Below are 17,137 nucleotides of genomic sequence, written 5' to 3'. Positions count from 1 at the left end.
CTGGTTCACGTGGACCAGGCTGTGCAGCCGCTGAGCGGCGCCCCTCAGTAGTTGGCGTTGGCGATCAGATCGCCGTCCTCGCCGTAGATGGTCACGAGTCCGTTCTTCGACTCGTAGCAGGACGTGAACGCGGACGCGATCAGCTTCGCCTCGCCCGCGTTGTCGCTCATGAAGCCGCCCGTGTAGTCGGTCCACACCTCGGCCGAGTCGAGGATGTCATTGCGCTTGTCGGTGCCGGTCACCTTGACGACGTGCTTGACCGCGGCCTTCTCCGTCGGCGTGCCCGACTTGGCCACACATGCCTGGAACTGCTCGGCCTGCGACTTGGTCCCCTCGGCCGGCTTCTCCTTCGAGGGAGCCTTCTTCTTCGCGGGCGCCTTCTCGGACTGGTCGGCCTTCGGCTTGCCACTGGCCGCGGAGACGGCCTTGTCCTTGTTGCTGTCGTCGGTGGAGTCGGTGCCGCTCGCGGCGGCCCCGATGACGCCGATCACGACGAACAGGGCGATGACGCCGAGGCATCCGAACCCGATGATCTTCCCCGTGTTGGACTTCTTCGGGGGCTGCGGCGGCGGTCCCCACTGCTGCGGAGCACCAGGCCCTGCCCATCCCGCAGGCGTCTGAACAGGCTGCTGCTGACCGTTCCAGCCGGGCTGGGACGGCTGCTGCGGGTACTGCTGGGTCATGAGTTCCCCTGGGGATCGAACGTGTACTGCGCGTGTGTGACTCGTGAAGAACTCGTATGGTTGCACGCTCGGTCAAAGTTTTTGACGACGGGTTGCCGATCGTGGATGCCCGCATGACGAAGACCGAGCGGGCGGTCGGCCGGACCCGATCCTCACGCGCCGGGCACCCCTCTGCACCGGTCCACCAGGCGCTCATGACCGGTTCGGCGCGTGGGCGCGAAGCGGTGGCTGGGGCCGGGGTGCGGGGCGAGTCGCAAGGAGTCGGCGGACCGCCGCCTTCTCGGCGATCGCCCCGAGCCGCTGTCGGGCTGCTGGAGGATCGCCGCGTCGAACGGGGACCCACTCCCGATCGGGACGCGGCCGACGTTTCGGAGGACGAGGAAGACGAGTGGAAGCGGGAGGTGTTCGACGTGGCTCCGGCCCTCGCCCGAGCCGTCGGCCTCGGCCCCCTGGCCATCGGCTCCGAGACCCCCGTGCGCGGGACAGGGGTGCTGGCCCCCACCGGGTACGGAACCGCCGACGGAGTACCGCCGGGTGCCTACCGCATCTGACGAACCATGACGTGGCGAGGCACGAACGAGCGGGTCGGCAGCCGGCCGATTGCCCAGAGTCGCCTGTCACTTCGCGGCAGCCCCGGCAGCCCCGGCAGCCCCGGCAGCCCCGGCAGCCCCGGAAGCGCTGGACCGTGAGTCCCGTGGGTTCGCGAAACCGAAGTCCTTCACCGCGGACCCACCGGTCCACTGATGTGCCTCAGGCCGGTGGTTCCGTGGGTTCGGGTGCGGCAGGCGGATGCTGGGTGAGTCGCAGAGCCTCGTCCAGGACTTCGGCGTCGACCTGTGCCGGTGTCCTGTCGCCGTATTCGAGGAAGTCGTACTCGTCGTCGAGATCGGCGAGCCGTTCGGCCAGGGGCAGTTCGTGCCCGAAGCGCTGATGGATCCGGAACGCCAGCTCGCGGGGCGTCAGTTCACCGGCCAGGGTTCGGGCGGCAAGTGCTCGTAGGGCGGCCTCCTGCCCGGCAACGCTGCCCGCCGGGTAGGAGGTGAGGCCCAATTCGTCGAGTGCCGGGGGAAGAAGGTCGTGGACGTCGTAGTCCGCCTCCGCCCGTGTGCACGCGGCCAGCATCCGCAGGGCCGGGCTGTCGAGGCCGGCGACGAGTGCCTCACAGGCGGCGGTCACGAGATCGGTTGCGCTGATCTCGCCCATGCTCCAGAGAACGGCACGGTCCTGAAGCTCACGGCCTGCTGGTTCGGTCGACGCCATCCGTCCATGGTCTCGTGACCGGACGGGGCGGAGCGAGCAGGTTTCCCTGCGACGCCTGCTCGGCAGCCACGCCCGGCGGTGGCGCCGTCCGCCGCGACCGCCTCAGATCTGAAGTTGTCCACCGAGGTGCCCTGGCCTGCGCCGACGCGGTCGAAATCGTCTCCGACCTGAGCACATGGGTCTTTCGCGGGTGTGCCGCGTGATCCGATCGGTTCTCCCCACGCGCTCCCCGGCGCGCCTCGTTCTCCCCAGGGGCAGCCGTTGCCGTGGGCGGCAGGCGTTGTGAGCGGCCCCGCATGCGGCGCTTTTTTTGCAGCCACGTCGGGTCGCCGCTGGCGTGCAGATCGAGCTTGCCGAGTGGTTCGTGGCTTCATGGTGATGGGGCGACCTCGCCTGTGCCGAAATCGGTCGCGGGGTCACGCCTCCTGCTTGGTGTCGATCTCGGCGATCAGCGCCTCGATGCGGGCCCTGATCTCGTCGCGGATCGGGCGCACGGACTCGACGCCCTTGCCGGCGGGGTCTTCGAGGGCCCAGTCGAGGTACTTCTTGCCGGGGAAGATCGGGCAGGCGTCGCCGCAGCCCATGGTGATGACGTAGTCGGACGCCTGGACGGCCTCGGTGGTGAGGATCTTCGGCTCGGCGTCGGCGATGTCGACGCCGACTTCCCTCATGGCCTCGACCGCGGACGGGTTGACCTGGTCACCAGGGGCCGAGCCGGCGGAGCGGACCTCGATGCGGTCCCCCGCGAGGTGGCTGAGGAATCCGGCGGCCATCTGTGAGCGGCCGGCGTTGTGGACGCAGACGAACAGCACGGAGGCGAGCGGGCTGGAGGGCATCGGTTCTTCCTTCACGTGGTGGTTGAGCAGCCGTGTCATGCCGTACGGGGCTCAGGTGTCGCGGACCGCAGCCCAGGCATCACCTCGGGCTGGTATCAGCCTGGAGTGATGTGAAAGTATCAGTCCATGATGATGTCAGTCGACACTGATCTGATGCGGGTTCTGGCCGACCCGCTCCGGCTCCGGATCGTCACCCTGCTCGCCGGGGAGACGCTCTGCAGCACGCACCTGGCCGAGGAGACGGGGGCCAGGCAGACCAACCTCTCCAACCATCTGAAGGTGCTGCGCGAGGCCGGTGTCGTCGACACGGAGCCGTGCGGCCGGTTCACCTACTACCGCCTCAGGCCCGACGTCATCGCCTCCCTCGCGGGCCAGTTCGCCGATCTGGCGGAGACCGCGCGCGCCACCGCGGAGAACAACGTCAAGCGGTCCTGTCCCTGATCCCCGCCCCTGCGGCGACCCGTAATGAGGAGTCCTGTTGACCGCCACCGAGGCCACCGGGCGCGACCGCGCCGGGGGATCTGTCGCAGCCCCTGACAGGCTCGTGCCGCAGTCCACGCCGGGTGCCACTCCGCCCCCGCTGATCGCCAGGGCGGCAGCCGAACTGGTCGGCACCGCGGCCCTGGTCGCCATCGTGGTCGGCTCCGGCATCCAGGCCACCGAACTGACCGAGGACGTCGGCCTGCAACTGCTCGCGAATTCCACCGCCACCGTCTTCGGCCTCGGCGTCCTGATCCTTCTGCTCGGCCCGGTCTCCGGCGCGCACTTCAACCCGGTCGTCACCCTGGCCGAGTGGTGGACCACCCGCCGCCGTGGTGCCGGTGTCACCCTGCGCGAGACCGCCGTATACATCCCCGCGCAGGTCATCGGCGCGATCGCCGGCGCCTTCCTGGCCGACGCGATGTTCGGCGCGCCGCTGGTGAAGTGGTCCACACACAACCGCTCGGCGGGCCACCTGCTGCTGGGCGAGGTCGTCGCGACGGCCGGACTGATCCTGCTGATCTTCGGGCTGGCCCGCACCGACCGGCTGCGCTTCGCGCCCGCCGCGGTCGCCTCGTACATCGGCGCCGCCTACTGGTTCACCTCGTCCACGTCCTTCGCCAACCCGGCGGTCACGATCGGCCGCGCCTTCACCGACACCTTCGCCGGCATCGCACCGCGCTCGGTCCCCGGGTTCCTCGGCATGCAGCTGATCGGCGCCGTGGTGGGGCTGGCGCTGGTGGCGCTCATCTTCATGCCCGGCCGGAAAGCCGCCGCGTGACACCGGCCCGCCCGGTACCCCTCGGTCGACGGCGCCCCCAGGGCTCGTCGCCGACCGAGGGGTGCTGTGCGGCCCGGCAGGCGCGCATTCCTGCGCGGCCGGGCACGGACACCGCAGGGACCTGCTGACCGCCCGTAAGAAAGACACCCGGTGTCCTCGGCAGACACCGATGCGGCGGTCACCCTCGATGTGCCCGCCGGACCGGTCGCGGTGCTGTTCCCCTCGATCGCCCAGGCGCCTTCAGGCTGCGGTCGGGGCGAAAGTCAGCAGCTTGCCCATCGCTGCCAGCACCGACGGCTCGACCCGGTAGTAGACCCAGGTGCCGCGTCGCTCCGAGCTGAGCAGGCCGGCCTCCTTGAGCTTCTTCAGGTGGTGGGACACCGTCGGCTGGGAGACGCCGACGTCGGAGATGTCGCACACGCAGGCTTCGCCACCCTCGTGCGAGGCCACCGCGGAGAACAGCCGCAGCCGCACCGGGTCACCGAGTGCCTTGAACATCCGCGCGGCCGTCTCCGCCTCCTCGGCGGTGAAGGGGCGCTCGGCGAGCGGAGGGCAGCAGGGTTCCACAGCCTGGTCGGCGGGCTCCAGCAGCGGCAACAGCTCAGTATTCGACATACGTCTATGTTGACACACGTCGAACCAGCCTGGCGAGGGCCGGAACGGCCATCCAGGGCGCTCTCGATCCGCACAGTGAATTAGATGGATGTCTATGTTGACGCTTGTCGAATCAGGTGCCATGCTGACACCGCAAGCCATCGACGGATGTCGAAACAACGAGGAGTCGACCGTGAACGCGCCTGTCACCACCGATCTGCCCGTCGTCGTGATCGGAGCCGGACCTGCCGGACTCGCTGCCGCCGCCCACCTGGTCGACCGCGGTCTCACCCCGCTGGTCCTGGAAGCCGGGCCCGCAGCCGGAGCGGCAGTGCGTGAGTGGGCACACGTCCGGCTGTTCTCCACCTGGGGCGAGGTCACCGACCCGGCCGCGGAGAAGCTGCTCGCCCCGACCGGATGGGTCAAGCCGGACGCGGCCACCTACCCCTCGGGCGGGGACTGGGCCGAGCGGTACCTCCAGCCGCTGGCCGACGTCCTCGGCGAGAAGGTCCGCTTCGGGGCCACCGTCACCGGCGTCTCCCGGGCCGGCCGGGACCGGATCGTCGACGCCGACCGCGAGGCCCAGCCGTTCGTCGTCCACGTCACCCACGCGGACGGCCGCGAGGAGCGCCTGTTCGCCCGCGCGGTGATCGACGCCTCCGGCACCTGGACCACCCCGAGCCCGGCCGGCGCCAGCGGCCTGCCCGCCCTCGGCGAGAAGGCGGCCTCCGACCGCATCACCTACCGCGTGCCCGACCTCAAGGACCCGGCCGTCCGTGCCCGGTACAAGGGCAGGCGCACCGCGGTCATCGGCTCCGGAGCCTCCGCCTTCACCGCGCTCGCCCACCTCGCCGACCTCGCCAAGTCCGACGACGGCACCGGCACCAAGGGCGTGTGGATCCTGCGCCGGGGCATCTCCGGCTCCACCTTCGGCGGCGGCAACGCCGACCAGCTCCCCGCCCGCGGCGCCCTCGGCCTCGCCGCCAAGGCCGCCGTCGACGACGGCCACGCCGACGCGGTCACCGGCTTCCGCACCGACGCCATCGAGCGCGACCCCGACGGCCGCCTGGTTCTCGTCGGCGAGGACGGCCGCCGCCTCGACCCGGTCGACGAGGTCATCGTCCTCACCGGTTTCCGCCCCGACCTGTCCTTCCTCTCCGAGCTGCGTCTCGGCCTCGACGAGCGTCTTCAGGCCCCCATCGAGCTGGCCCCGCTCATCGACCCCAACCAGCACTCCTGCGGCACCGTCTACCCGCACGGCGTGGGCGAACTGTCCCACCCGGAGAAGGACGTCTACCTCGTCGGCATGAAGTCCTACGGCCGCGCCCCCACCTTCCTGGCCATGACCGGCTACGAGCAGGTCCGCTCCGTCACCGCCGCCATCGCCGGCGACCAGGAGGCCGCCGAGCGGGTCGAGCTGACCCTGCCGGAGACCGGAGTCTGCGGCGGCGCCGGCCTCTTCGACGACCCCTCCGCCGCGCAGGACAGTGACGGCGGAGGCTGCTGCGCCGCCCCGACCACGCTCCGGATCGGCATCGGCTCCCCGGCCCGGTCCGGCGGCTGCTGACCCACGGCTCCAGTCCCTCCACCTCATCCATCGCCAGCAGGAGGCTCGCCATGTCCCGTGTACAGCTCGCCCTCCGCGTCCCCGACCTCGCCGCGTCCATCGCCTTCTACGCCAAACTGTTCGGCACCGAGCCCGCCAAACTCCGCGACGGCTACGCCAACTTCGTCGTCACCGAGCCCCCGCTCAAGCTCGTCCTCGTCGAAGGCACCGCAGGTGAGGCAACGAGCCTGGACCACCTCGGCGTCGAGGTCGAGACGACCGAGGCGGTGCACGCAGCCACCGCCCGACTTGCCGAAGCAGGGATGGCCACCGTCGAGGAGAACGACACCACCTGCTGCTACGCCCTCCAGGACAAGGTCTGGGTCCACGGCCCCGGCCAGGAACCCTGGGAGGTCTACGTCGTGAAGGCCGACGCCGACTCCCTGGCCAGACACCAGGGCAGCGTCTGCTGCGACACCTCGGTCACCACCGACACAGCCGCCGGCGAATCTGTCGCCGCGGGTGGCTGCTGCTGATGCGCCGATGACCGACCTTCACGGGTCGGGGCCGCGACCGGAACCGGGGACCGGTCGCGGCCCCGCGCAGCCCTGCCCGCCCGGTGCGCCACCCAGGTGACCGGCTGGGAATCGTCTGCCCCCTGCACTGCCGCCGGGGCCTCCCTGAGGCCAGAGATCATCTGTTCCACGAGGTCGGGGGCCCGGTCTCGGCGGCAAGAGTGGTGAAGAGGTTCGGGGCAGGCCGTTGTTCCAGGCCCCGTTCAGTCGTCACTGCGAGGAGGCGTGGCCACTCGGGCTCCAGGTCGGCCGTCCGGGTTCCTGGATCCTCCAGATGACTCCTGCGCGGAGATCGCGGCGTGCGCTGACCCGACGACGGCTACGCCAGTCGTGAAGCGCGCTCCCGGTATCTCGTTCGTCATGCCGGCTCAGTCGGCACGGGGCAGCCAGGCGGCTTCGGCCGCTTGGGCGGTGAGGTGGAGGGGGAAGACCTGGTCCAGGCCGATGATGGCGAAGATTCTGGTGACCGTGTCGGGGACGCCGGCGAGGGCGATGGTGGCTCCTGCCGCGAGGGCGTGGTTGCGGGCGGCGATCAGGAAGGTGATACCGCTGGAGTCGCAGAAGGTGAGGCCGCTCAGGTCGACGACGAGTTGTCGGCCCGCTTCGATGGGCAGGTCGGTGACGAGGTCGCGGATGCCGGGAGCGCTGTTGTGGTCGAGTTCTCCGGCCAACTCGACGACGGGGCCGGCGGGGGTGGTGCGGAGGGTCACGCTGAGCCGGTTCACTGCCGCTCTTGACGGTCGGTTCGGGGCACGCTGACGGCGAGGACGGCGGTGTCGTCGTCCGTTCGGAGGGTGTCGAGGAGGCCGCGGACGGCTGTGACGGCTCGGTCGGCCGTGGTGGGGGCCAGGACGCGGCCGAAGTCGAGAAGCGTCTCGTCGCCGTAGCGGTCGCCGTGGTCGGCGGTGTGGGCTTCGGTGAGTCCGTCGGTGTACAGCAGGAGAGTGTCTCCGGGAGCGAGGCGGAAGGTGGTGGTGGCGATGACGGCGTCGGGCAGTACCCCGATGAGTTGTCCGCCGGGGGTGGGCAGGTAGTCGGCGGTGCCGTCGGCCCGTATCAGGAGTGCCGGGGGGTGTCCGCCGCCGGCCAGGGTGATGCGGAATCCGTTCTGTTCGGCGTCGGGTGTGAGGAGGCCGAAGAGGACGGTGCAGAAGCGGGGGTCGGTGCCGTTGTATTCGTGGGTGAGGACGGTGTTGAGGTTGCCCAGGACCGCCGCCGGGTCCGGGTCGTAGACGGCCGCGGCGCGCAGGGTGTAGCGGGTCAGCGAGGTGACGGCCGCCGCTGCCGCGCCCTTGCCGCACACGTCGCCCAGGAACAGTCCCCAGGTGCCGTCGGTGAGGGGAAAAAGGTCATAGAAGTCGCCGCCGACCTGGTCGATGGAGGCGATGTGATAGTGCGCGGCCACGTCCAGGCCGGGGACGTTCACCAGGGTGGGGGGCAGGAGTGTCGCCTGGAGGGTGGAGGCGAGTTGCTGCAGGCGTTCACGTTCGCGTTCGGACTCCTGGCGGGCGCGCAGCAGTTCTTGTTCGTAGGCGCGACGGTCGCGGGCGTCGAAGACGGTGGTGCGTACGAGCAGGGGCCGGCCGTCGGCGCTGGTCTTGATCGTCGACGTCACCAGTACGGGCATTCGGCTGCCGTCGGCCGCCTTCATCTCCAGCGCGATGCCGCTGACTTCGCCCTGCATGCGCAGCAGCGGCGCGAAGTGCGTCTCGTGGTAGATGCGGCCTCCCACGGTGAGGAGGTCGGAGAAGTGCCTGCGGCCCACCAGGTCGGTGCGTTCGTAGCCGAGCCAGTCCAGAAGGGTGGTGTTGACCTTGGCGATCTGCCCGTCCAGCCGCGTGGACAGATAGCCGCAGGGGGCGTTCTCGTAGAGGTCCTCGGCGCTGTCCTCCAAGAGGGCGGAGAACAGCGCCGATTCGTCGCCCGCCCGCGGGCTGTCGGGGTGTTCTTCCGTGTCCGGGTCGCCGTCGCCGTCGCCGTCGCCGTCGCAGGTCACCGCAGTGTCTCCACGAAGGCGGTGATCGCCGCGGTGGTCTCCTCGGGGGCGCTGAGCTGGGGGCAGTGCCCGGTGGCGTTCAGGGTGACGAGCCGGCTGCCCGCGATCCGACCCTGCACGAAAGCGCCGACCCCGGGCGGGGCGATGGCGTCACTGGAGCACTGGGCGACCAGGGTGGGCACGGTCACCCGCGGCAGGTCATCGCGGTTGTCGGACAGGAACGTCACCCGGGCGAAGACGCGGGCGATCTCCGGGTCGGTGGCGCAGAAGCTGGTGGTCAGCTCCTCGCCCAGTTCAGGACGGTCGGGATTGCCCATGATGACCGGCGCCATCGCACCCGACCAGCCGAGGTAGTTCGCGTCCAGCGACTCCAGGAGCTCTTCGATGTCCTCGGCGCTGAACCCACCCCGGTACCCGGCGGCCGGATCGTCGATGAAACAGGGAGAGGGAGCGAGCAGGACCAGGCCCGCGAAGTACTCGGGATGCCGGGACGCGGCCAGGACGCCCATCATGGCGCTCACCGAATGCCCCACGAACGTCACCGGCCCAAGATCCAGCTCCCGGCAGATCTCCAGGACGTCCTCGACGTAGCCCTCCAGGCTGGAGTAGCGCTCCTTGCTCCACGCCGAGCGATCCGAACGGCCCGCCCCCACGTGGTCGAAGACCACCACGGTGAAGGCGCGCTCCAAGGCCGGAACCACCAGGCGCCACATGTTCTGGTCGCACCCGAACCCGTGTGCCAGCATCACCACCGGGCCACCCGACCGGCCGGAGATCTTCACCCGGTTCCTGTTCCGCACACTCATGCGGTACATCCTCGCAGAGACGAGGCGACGGGCTCGGGTCCCGGACGATGAGGTTCCGTGCGGACAGGGCCGGGGAGGTCCAGCCGTGCCGCTCCTCCGCCTGCGGGCCGGGGTGCCGCCGATCGGTGGAGGCAACCGGTTCCCGACTGCGTCACGGCACCACCCCGGCCGACCGATCGCGTACCCGGAAGAAAAGAGAAAACACCGGACACATCGATCAAATGGGATGTCGGGCGTATTCCAGTCGCTCGCGGAAACGCGGCAGGGGCCCACCCCGTACAGAACAAGGAGTGGGCCCCGACCGCCGTGTGCGTGTCGGCGGAGTCGCTACCAGCGGTACCAGCGACCGGTGCCGCCCTTCGGGCGGGCGACGAACCCGATCAGCCACAGCACCAGCACCACGATCGCGACCCACCAGAGGATCTTGATCGCGAAGCCTGCGCCGAAAAGGATCAGTGCAAGCAGAAGGACAAGAAGCAGGGGAACCATGGTCATCGACCTCCGGGCAACCGTGTGCCCTCGAAAGGTGCCCTCACGCCTTTGAGGTCAGGTTCGAGGTCGCACCGCGTGCTACCGGCCGAAGTGCCCGTGTGCTTCTGCTGTGCGTACCGTAGGTGGGGTACCCGTGGCGAGATCACGGGGCAGAGGGACGACAGAGGGACGCGAGGCAAGCCGATGAGCGCAACAGTCGACGGCGAACCGCCGGACGCCGAACGGCCGGTGACCGGGCCGATGGTAGCCACCATCGATCTGGGAGGTGGCGGCCACCGCATCGCCGACGCCCGACAGTTCGCCGCCGCGTTCCTCGATCAGGCGCGCACCGAGAGTCTGGTCGCGGTATCCACGAGAACGGTGGAAATCGCGCAACTGGTCGTCAGCGAACTCGTCACCAACGCCCGCGTACATGCCCCTGGCCCCGCTTCGCTGCGCCTGGAGATCAGCGCGGCGACGCTGGAGATCGCCGTCTGGGACAGCGACCCGTCTCTCCCCGCGGCCGAGGCGGCCGACCCTGCGCGGATCGGCCGGCACGGCCTGGAGATCGTGACGGCCGTCGCGCAGAAGGTCGACATACGCCGAGAGCCTGTCGGTAAACGCGTCACCGCGCACATCGCCCTCGCCGACCTCCCGAACCCGAGCATGTGCACCGCATGATCTGCCGGCACCGCAAGGGTGGTGCCGGCGGCGCGGGCATACAGTCGCAAGGACGGGGTACACGGCCGTAGCCGGGCTCCGACAGCCGACAGCGGACGGGGGTCCGACAACGTGGGGGAGAACTCGCCATGACCATGGCCGAGAAGACCGAAGCACGGACAGCCGTACTGCCGGAGATCACCGACCCCGCACAGATCGCCCCCAAGGATGCCCGGCATCTGACAAGACTGTTCCTCGACCGACTGGCCGTCCTGGAAGAGGGCACAGCCGAGCACCAGTACGCGCGCAACACCCTGATCGAGATGAACGTCTCTCTCGTCCGGTTCGCCGCGGCCCGTTTCCGCAACCGCGGTTCAGGTGAGATGGACGACGTGGTCCAGGTCGGCACGATCGGGCTCATCAAGGCCATCGACCGCTTCGACCTCACCCGCGAAGTCGAGTTCACCTCCTTCGCCGTTCCCTACATCGTGGGCGAGATCAAGCGGTTCTTCCGCGACACCAGCTGGGCCGTCCACGTCCCGCGCCGCCTCCAGGAAGCCCGCATCGCCCTGGCCAAAGCCACCGAGGAGCTGCGCAGCCGACTCGGCCGCGCCCCCACCGTCACCGAGCTCAGCCAGCTCATGTGCCTGACCGAGGAAGAAGTCAACGAGGCCCGACTGGCCTCCAACGGCTACGCCTCCGCCTCCCTCGACGCCGCCATCGGCACCGGTGACGACGGCGAGACCGCGCTCGCCGACTTCATCGGCACCGACGACGCCGCCCTCGAACTCGTCGAGGACTTCCACGCCCTCGCCCCTCTCATCGCCGGCCTGGACGAGCGCGAACGCCGCATCATCCACATGCGCTTCGTCGACGAACTCACCCAGGCCCAGATCGGTGAACACCTCGGCGTCTCCCAGATGCACGTCTCCCGCCTCCTCAAGCGGACTCTCACCCGGCTGCGGACAGGCATGCTCACCACGCAGTGAACACCGCCCACAGATTTCGTGAGCCCACCTGAGGAAGGCCGCCGCGTTCGTCCGTCGCCCCGGTCCCCGCCGCCCGGCCCCGCTCGCCGTGCCGGTTCGTGACCGCCGTCCTACGCTCGGGGCATGCGACGCCGCCCGATGCACATGTCCGCCGAGGCCCAGGACGCTCTGCGCACCGCGCTGGAGGAACTCCGCGCGGAGCTGAAGGTCCCCCTGAGCTTCCCCAAGCGCGTACGCAAAGCGGCCGACAAGGCCGAGGGTGAGGCGCGCCTGCCCGACAAGGACGCCACCCACCTGCCGTTCTTCACGATCGATCCGCCGACCTCGAAGGACCTCGACCAGGCCATGCACCTGGAACGCCGGCCCGGTGGCGGCTACCGCGTGTACTACGCCATCGCGGACGTGGCGACCTTCGTCAGGGCGGGCGGCCCTCTGGACATCGAGGCGCGCGACAGGATCGAGACGCTGTACTTCCCCGACCTCAAGGTGCCCCTGCACCCGCCCGTCCTCTCCGAGGGCGCGGCCAGCCTGCTGCCGAACAAGGACCGCCCCGCCCTGTTGTGGCAGCACGACCTCGACGCCCACGGCAATCTGACCGACTCGTCCGTGAGCAGGGCCATGATCCGTAGTCGGGCCCAGCTCGACTACGCCGGCGCCCAGCAGGCCATCGAGAACGGCACGGCGGAGGAGTCCCTCGCCCTGCTGCGCGAGATCGGCGAGCTGCGGGAGGCCGTCGAGATCGCGCGCGGCGGCATCTCGGTGAATCTGCCGGACCAGGAGGTCACCCTCGAGGACGGATCGTTCCGGCTGCGTTACGTGGCGGCGCTGCCGGTCGAGGGCTGGAACGAGCAGATCTCCCTCATGACCGGGATGTCCGCGGCCCAGATCATGCTCGACACGGGTACCGGCATCCTGCGGACCCAGAAGGAGCAGGCCGATCAGAACGTGATCAAGCGCCTGCACGACATCGCGAAGGCCCTGGGCATCGTCTGGCGGCCCGGCATCTCGTACGCCACGCTGGTCCGCAAGCTCGATCCCCGGAACCAGCAGCACATGGCCTTCCTCACCGAGGCCACGAGCACGATGCTCAAGGCGGAGTACACCGTCTTCCGCGACAACCAGAAGCCGGCGTACACGATGCACGCGGCGATCGCGGCCCCGTACGCCCATTGCACGGCTCCGCTGCGGCGCCTGGTCGACCGGTACACCGGTGAGCTGTGCGTGATGGCGTGCGCGGACAAGGCCCCGCCCAACTGGGTGCTCGACGCTCTGTCCTGCATCCCGTGCGACATGGCACGGGGGAAGGGCGGCCTGGCGGACCGGCAGACCGTGGACCTGGCCGAGGCCGCGCTGCTCAAGAACCGCGTGGGTGAGGTGTTCGACGCCGCGGTCATCGACACCGACGCGGAGCGGGGCAGGCCGCGCGAGGGCAAAGTCTTCCTGGCCGACCCCGCCGTGCTGGCCAAGGTCGTCTCGACCAACGGCCTGGACCTCCAGCTCGGATCCAGCGTCAGGGCCACGCTCAAGCGGGCGGACCCCACCGCGGACGACGACAAGGTCCTCTTCACCGTGTCCTAGGCGTATTGCCCTGTGGCGTGGTGATCAGCGGGTCGGCCGGGCTTCGCGTGGTGTGAGGGACCGGGTCCGGTTCCGGCAGGCGTTCGCGCGGGGCCCAAGCGCAGTGGACGCGGCGACAGCGCCACGTTCACCAGCGATGGAGCCCCTCGCAGCAACTGCTCATAGCCACCGCTTCCGCTTGAAGATGACATACAGGCTGGTGCAGACCCCCGCCATCAGCAGCACCGCGAACGGATACCCCAACACCCAGTGCAACTCCGGCATGTGGTCGAAGTTCATGCCGTAGATCGTGCCGACGAGGGTCGGGGCGAACAGGATCGCCGCCCACGACGAGATCTTCTTGATCTCCTCGTTCTGCTCGAAGCCCGCCTCCGCCAACGCGCGCATCTCGGCGTTCTGCTGCTGGGTGACCAGGGTCGCGTTGACGGTGAGGATGTCGGTGAGGGCCTGGCGGAAGCCGTCGACCCGCTCGCTGGTGTGGGTGACGTGGTCGGCGACGTCGCGGAGGTAGCGCTGGAGCTCCTCGTCCGTGCGGTACTTGGCGAAGCCGGCCATCAGGCTGTGCAGCATGCCGACCAGCGGGCGGGTGGCGCGCTGGAACTCGACCATCTCGCGCGAGAGTTCGTAGATGCGGCGAGAGACGGCGGGGTCGCCGCGGAAGACCTCGGTCTCGATCTCGTCGATGTCGTTCTGGACGCCGGAGACCACCGGGACATAACCGTCGACGACCGAGTCGAGGATCGCGTACAGGACCGCCTCCGGGCCGAGTGCCAGCAGTTCCGGACTGTCCTCCATGCGGCGGCGCACCGCCGAGAGGTCCGGGGCCGCGCCGTGTCGGACCGTGATCACGAAGTCGGGTCCGACGAACACGTGCAGCTCGCCGAAGTCGACCTCCTCGACCGCGTCCAGATAGCGGGCTGCGCTCAGGACGACGAAGAGCGTCTCGCCGTACCGCTCCAGTTTCGGACGCTGATGCGCCTCCATCGCGTCCTCGACGGCCAGCGGATGCAGATCGAACTCGGCGGCCAGTGAGAGGAGTTCGGCCTCCGTCGGGCGGGCGAGCCCGATCCACGCCATGCCGGTCGGCCGCTCGCGCAGCTCGCGGAAGGTATCGGCGAGCGACGCGGGGGTCGACACCCGCACCCCGTCCCGGTACAGGGCCGCCTGGACGACGCTGGCGACCTCGGCGGGTACGGGCGCGGGAGGGGCCCCGGCCGGCGCCGGAGGCTGTGGGGGCGGCGCGGACGGCGGAGTCAGGGCGCGTCGCCAGACGGACATCCGGGTGGGCTTCGTCCCCTTGGCGCTCCCGGAGTTCCCCGCTCTCGCGGAATCTCCGGGCCCCGTGGGCTGTCCCGCTTCCCCGGAGTCGCCCCTGTCGCCGCTGCCCTCCGGGTCGTTCGAGGCTGAGTGGGCGCGTCGCTCGGACATCGCGGCTGCCTCCAGGGTCGAACGTACGTCTGTGTGATCCCGGAGCAGGATATACGGGGCAAACGGCCGTGAGCGTTCGCCGACATCGGGACCCGGCGGAAGTCGCGGACAGAAGCTGTCCGCGAGCGGCGCTAGCGTGCTGGGCATGACGAAGACGACCGCGACGGCGCCCGTGCTCGGGACCCGTGCCCTCAACCGCGCGACCCTCGACCGTCAGCTCCTGTTGCGCCGCTCCCCGCTGTCCGCGACGGCTGCGATCGAGCACCTCCTGGGTCTGCAGGCGCAGAACGTGAAGCCGCCGTACTACGCCCTCGCCGCCCGGCTGGACGGATTCCGGCCGGAGCTGCTGTCCGCCGCCATGGGAGCGCGCGAGGCCGTCCGGATCGTCACCATGCGCTCCACCATCCACACCCACACGGCCGACGACGCCCTCGTCCTCCGGCCGCTGGTGCAGGCCGCCCGCGACCGCGAGCTGGGCCAGTTCCGCAAAGGGCTCGTGGGCGTCGACCTGGACCGGCTCGCCGCGATCAGCCGTGAGCTGGTGGAGGCCGAGCCGCGCACCATGAAGGAGTTGCGCGAGGCGCTGCTCGCCGAGTGGCCGGACGCCGACCCGTTCGCCCTCTCCATCGCGGCCCGCTGCACCCTGCCACTCGTCCAGGTCACCCCGCGCGGCCTGTGGGGCCGGAGCGGCCAGGTCGCCCTGACCACCGCCGAGCACTGGCTGGGGCGTCCGGCCGAGCCGGCCCCGGCCCCCGACGCGATCGTGCCCCGCTATCTGGCGGCCTTCGGCCCCGCTTCGGTCAAGGACATGCAGACCTGGGCGGGCCTGACCCGGCTCCGCGAGGTCTTCGAGCGGCTCCGGAAGGAGCTGGTCGTGTTCCGCGACGAGAACGGGGCCGAACTCTTCGACCTCCCCGACGCGCCCCGCCCGGACGCGGAGACCCCGGCCCCGCCCCGCTTCCTGCCCGAGTTCGACAATCTGCTCCTGTCCCACGCCGACCGCTCCCGGGTCGTCCCCACCGATCTCAAGGGGCGTACCTGGCAGGGCAATCAGGCCTACCGCACCCTGCTCGTCGACGGATTCCTGGCCGGCCTGTGGAAACTGGAGGACGGCGCACTCGTCGTCGAACCCTTCGGGAGACTCACGAAGGCGCGGCGGGACGAGGTCACGGCGGAGGGGGAGCGGATGCTCGCGGCGATGCACGAGGGCGAGGGGTACGAGCTCCGGTTCGGCCCCGTGGCCCGGCCCTGAGGCCTCGCGCTGGCGTGGGTGTCGGCGAGGCCCCAGGAGCCTGAGGTGCCGGCGGACGGTTGGGGCGCTGCGGGGAAGCAGCCGTCCGCCGGCAAGTGAGAGGCCGGCGCGTGGGGGGCCGGGGCGGAGGTCGGGGAAGTGGTGAGGGCCGGAGGTGGATGAGGGGCGTTGCGGGCCGCTCGTGGAGGCTCGCAACGCCCCCCGGCTGTTACCTGAGGGGTACTCAGGAGATCATGGGTTGCTACGAGTTGACCTGTGCGGTCACCAGGCTGGAGAACGTCGTCAGGCGGGTGTAGACGCCCGGGTAGCCGGCCTCCGCGCAGCCCTCGCCCCAGGACGTGATGCCGGCCAGCACGCCGCCGATGAGCAGCGGGCCGCCGCTGTCGCCCTGGCAGGTGTCGACTCCGCCGGAGGTGTAGCCGGCGCAGACCATGTCGGTGGCCACGAAGTCGGAGCCGTACGAGCCGGCGCAGCTGGAGTTGGACACGAGCGGGACGGTCGCGGTCCGCAGCTGGTTGGAGGAGCCGCCGCTCTCCGAGGTGGTGCCCCAGCCGATGATCCGGGCCGTGGCGCCGGTCGCGTACACGGCGGTGTCCGAGGACGCGACGTACTTCGCCGTGGTGTACGCCATCGAGGTCGACAGGGTCAGTACGGCCACGTCGTCGCCGTTGGTGGCGTCCGTGTAGCCGGGGTTGATCCAGATCTTGCTGACCTTGCTGACGGTGCCGTTCGTGCCGTTGAGGTACGTTCTGCCGCCCACGACGCGGACGCTGCCGGTGGTTTCGCCGACCATGCAGTGGGCGGCGGTCACGACCTTGTTGGCGGCGACCAGGGTGCCGCCGCAGAACTGGTTCTGCGAGGCGTCGGTGATCTGCATCATGAACGGGTACGCGGTCGTCGTGGTCGTCGTGCCGCCGACGATGGGCTGGGGCGCGGCTGCGGCGGAGGGGGCGCCGAGCAGGGCGGTGGCGGCGGCGGCAGCGGTCGCCGCGCAGACCGCGACTGTCTTCTTGGCGCGGTTGAGCCCGAACATGGGTCTCCTTGGAGGTTGCCGGTGGGGGGACGCGCGGGTGTGGGGGGTGAGGCACGACGTCCGCGGGTGGGGCGCCGTGTGCCCGAGCGAGCGGCACTCCCACACGCTAGGGCGTGAGACCGCTCTCACCAATGAGGGAACCCCCTAGTGGGCGTGGGGGAGGGAAAAC

Annotated in this window: 19 protein-coding genes; 9 read left to right on the top strand and 10 right to left on the bottom strand. The window is 70.2% G+C overall.

Translation table 11 applies throughout. The features are described from left to right. Positions 1–44: 44 nt before the first annotated feature. Positions 45–683, bottom strand: coding sequence for a hypothetical protein (locus tag ACFYW7_RS15730; protein ID WP_389502285.1), 639 nt, complete (start codon positions 681–683; stop codon positions 45–47). Between the two features lie 410 nt (positions 684–1,093). On the opposite strand from ACFYW7_RS15730, the gene ACFYW7_RS15725 reads away from it, so the two are divergent. Continuing rightward, the gene (locus ACFYW7_RS15725; protein ID WP_389502283.1) at positions 1,094–1,234 is read left to right on the top strand and encodes a hypothetical protein; all 141 of its coding nucleotides are present in this window, start codon (positions 1,094–1,096) and stop codon (positions 1,232–1,234) included. Positions 1,235–1,433: 199 nt separating this feature from the next. Here ACFYW7_RS15725 and ACFYW7_RS15720 read toward each other — a convergent pair whose 3' ends face one another. Together ACFYW7_RS15720 and ACFYW7_RS15715 are read right to left on the bottom strand one after the other, a co-directional pair. Beyond that, entirely contained in the window at positions 1,434–1,943 is a 510-nt protein-coding gene (locus tag ACFYW7_RS15720) for a hypothetical protein (protein ID WP_389502281.1), read from the bottom strand. Between the two features lie 416 nt (positions 1,944–2,359). After that, entirely contained in the window at positions 2,360–2,779 is a 420-nt protein-coding gene (locus tag ACFYW7_RS15715; RefSeq protein ID WP_389502279.1) for an arsenate reductase ArsC, read from the bottom strand. 126 nt (positions 2,780–2,905) lie between these two features. Here ACFYW7_RS15715 and ACFYW7_RS15710 point away from each other — a divergent pair, with 126 nt between their 5' ends. Both ACFYW7_RS15710 and ACFYW7_RS15705 read left to right on the top strand, forming a co-directional pair. After that, positions 2,906–3,220: an ArsR/SmtB family transcription factor gene (locus ACFYW7_RS15710; protein ID WP_389502277.1), complete on the top strand. Its 315-nt coding sequence runs from the start codon at positions 2,906–2,908 to the stop codon at positions 3,218–3,220. A 37-nt stretch (positions 3,221–3,257) separates the two neighbouring features. Continuing rightward, entirely contained in the window at positions 3,258–4,040 is a 783-nt protein-coding gene (locus ACFYW7_RS15705) for an aquaporin (RefSeq protein ID WP_389502275.1), read from the top strand. 240 nt (positions 4,041–4,280) lie between these two features. On the opposite strand, the gene ACFYW7_RS15700 is transcribed toward ACFYW7_RS15705, so the two are convergent. After that, positions 4,281–4,655 carry an ArsR/SmtB family transcription factor gene (locus ACFYW7_RS15700; RefSeq protein ID WP_389502273.1) on the bottom strand — a complete coding sequence of 125 codons (375 nt, stop codon included), beginning with the start codon at positions 4,653–4,655 and terminating at the stop codon, positions 4,281–4,283. Positions 4,656–4,827: 172 nt separating this feature from the next. On the opposite strand from ACFYW7_RS15700, the gene ACFYW7_RS15695 reads away from it, so the two are divergent. Both ACFYW7_RS15695 and ACFYW7_RS15690 read left to right on the top strand, forming a co-directional pair. Next, complete coding sequence (locus ACFYW7_RS15695) at positions 4,828–6,201, top strand: NAD(P)-binding domain-containing protein (RefSeq protein ID WP_389502271.1); 1,374 nt, start codon at positions 4,828–4,830, stop codon at positions 6,199–6,201. A gap of 50 nt (positions 6,202–6,251) precedes the next feature. Next, positions 6,252–6,716 carry an ArsI/CadI family heavy metal resistance metalloenzyme gene (locus ACFYW7_RS15690; RefSeq protein WP_389502269.1) on the top strand — a complete coding sequence of 155 codons (465 nt, stop codon included), beginning with the start codon at positions 6,252–6,254 and terminating at the stop codon, positions 6,714–6,716. 407 nt (positions 6,717–7,123) lie between these two features. Here the strand turns inward: ACFYW7_RS15690 and ACFYW7_RS15685 are convergent, their stop codons facing one another. The 4 genes from ACFYW7_RS15685 to ACFYW7_RS15670 form a co-directional block, all read right to left on the bottom strand. Further along, complete coding sequence (locus ACFYW7_RS15685; RefSeq protein ID WP_389502267.1) at positions 7,124–7,480, bottom strand: STAS domain-containing protein; 357 nt, start codon at positions 7,478–7,480, stop codon at positions 7,124–7,126. Beyond that, positions 7,477–8,751 carry a PP2C family protein-serine/threonine phosphatase gene (locus ACFYW7_RS15680; protein WP_389502265.1) on the bottom strand — a complete coding sequence of 425 codons (1,275 nt, stop codon included), beginning with the start codon at positions 8,749–8,751 and terminating at the stop codon, positions 7,477–7,479. Before ACFYW7_RS15680 ends, ACFYW7_RS15685 begins: the two co-directional genes overlap by 4 nt. Further along, positions 8,748–9,557, bottom strand: a complete 810-nt coding sequence (locus ACFYW7_RS15675; RefSeq protein WP_389502263.1) for an alpha/beta fold hydrolase — start codon at positions 9,555–9,557, stop codon at positions 8,748–8,750. Before ACFYW7_RS15675 ends, ACFYW7_RS15680 begins: the two co-directional genes overlap by 4 nt. Before the next feature lie 327 nt (positions 9,558–9,884). Then, complete coding sequence (locus tag ACFYW7_RS15670) at positions 9,885–10,046, bottom strand: hydrophobic protein (RefSeq protein WP_389502730.1); 162 nt, start codon at positions 10,044–10,046, stop codon at positions 9,885–9,887. 186 nt (positions 10,047–10,232) lie between these two features. On the opposite strand from ACFYW7_RS15670, the gene ACFYW7_RS15665 reads away from it, so the two are divergent. From ACFYW7_RS15665 to ACFYW7_RS15655, 3 genes are all read left to right on the top strand, one after another. Continuing rightward, positions 10,233–10,709, top strand: coding sequence for an ATP-binding protein (locus tag ACFYW7_RS15665; protein ID WP_389502261.1), 477 nt, complete (start codon positions 10,233–10,235; stop codon positions 10,707–10,709). A 128-nt stretch (positions 10,710–10,837) separates the two neighbouring features. Beyond that, positions 10,838–11,677 (top strand): RNA polymerase sigma factor SigF, encoded by an 840-nt coding sequence (locus ACFYW7_RS15660; RefSeq protein ID WP_389502259.1) that lies wholly within the window; start codon positions 10,838–10,840, stop codon positions 11,675–11,677. Positions 11,678–11,800: 123 nt separating this feature from the next. Further along, complete coding sequence (locus tag ACFYW7_RS15655) at positions 11,801–13,255, top strand: RNB domain-containing ribonuclease (RefSeq protein ID WP_389502257.1); 1,455 nt, start codon at positions 11,801–11,803, stop codon at positions 13,253–13,255. A 159-nt stretch (positions 13,256–13,414) separates the two neighbouring features. On the opposite strand, the gene ACFYW7_RS15650 is transcribed toward ACFYW7_RS15655, so the two are convergent. After that, entirely contained in the window at positions 13,415–14,533 is a 1,119-nt protein-coding gene (locus ACFYW7_RS15650) for a magnesium and cobalt transport protein CorA (protein WP_389502255.1), read from the bottom strand. Between the two features lie 295 nt (positions 14,534–14,828). Here ACFYW7_RS15650 and ACFYW7_RS15645 point away from each other — a divergent pair, with 295 nt between their 5' ends. Next, positions 14,829–15,935, top strand: a complete 1,107-nt coding sequence (locus tag ACFYW7_RS15645) for a winged helix DNA-binding domain-containing protein (RefSeq protein WP_389502253.1) — start codon at positions 14,829–14,831, stop codon at positions 15,933–15,935. A 241-nt stretch (positions 15,936–16,176) separates the two neighbouring features. On the opposite strand, the gene ACFYW7_RS15640 is transcribed toward ACFYW7_RS15645, so the two are convergent. After that, positions 16,177–16,968: a S1 family peptidase gene (locus ACFYW7_RS15640; RefSeq protein WP_389502250.1), complete on the bottom strand. Its 792-nt coding sequence runs from the start codon at positions 16,966–16,968 to the stop codon at positions 16,177–16,179. Positions 16,969–17,137: the final 169 nt, after the last annotated feature.

Origin of the sequence: Streptomyces sp. NPDC002580 (assembly GCF_042889485.1) — a bacterium.
GTDB lineage: Bacteria > Actinomycetota > Actinomycetes > Streptomycetales > Streptomycetaceae > Streptomyces.
This window is presented reverse-complemented; position numbering and strand designations above follow the sequence as displayed.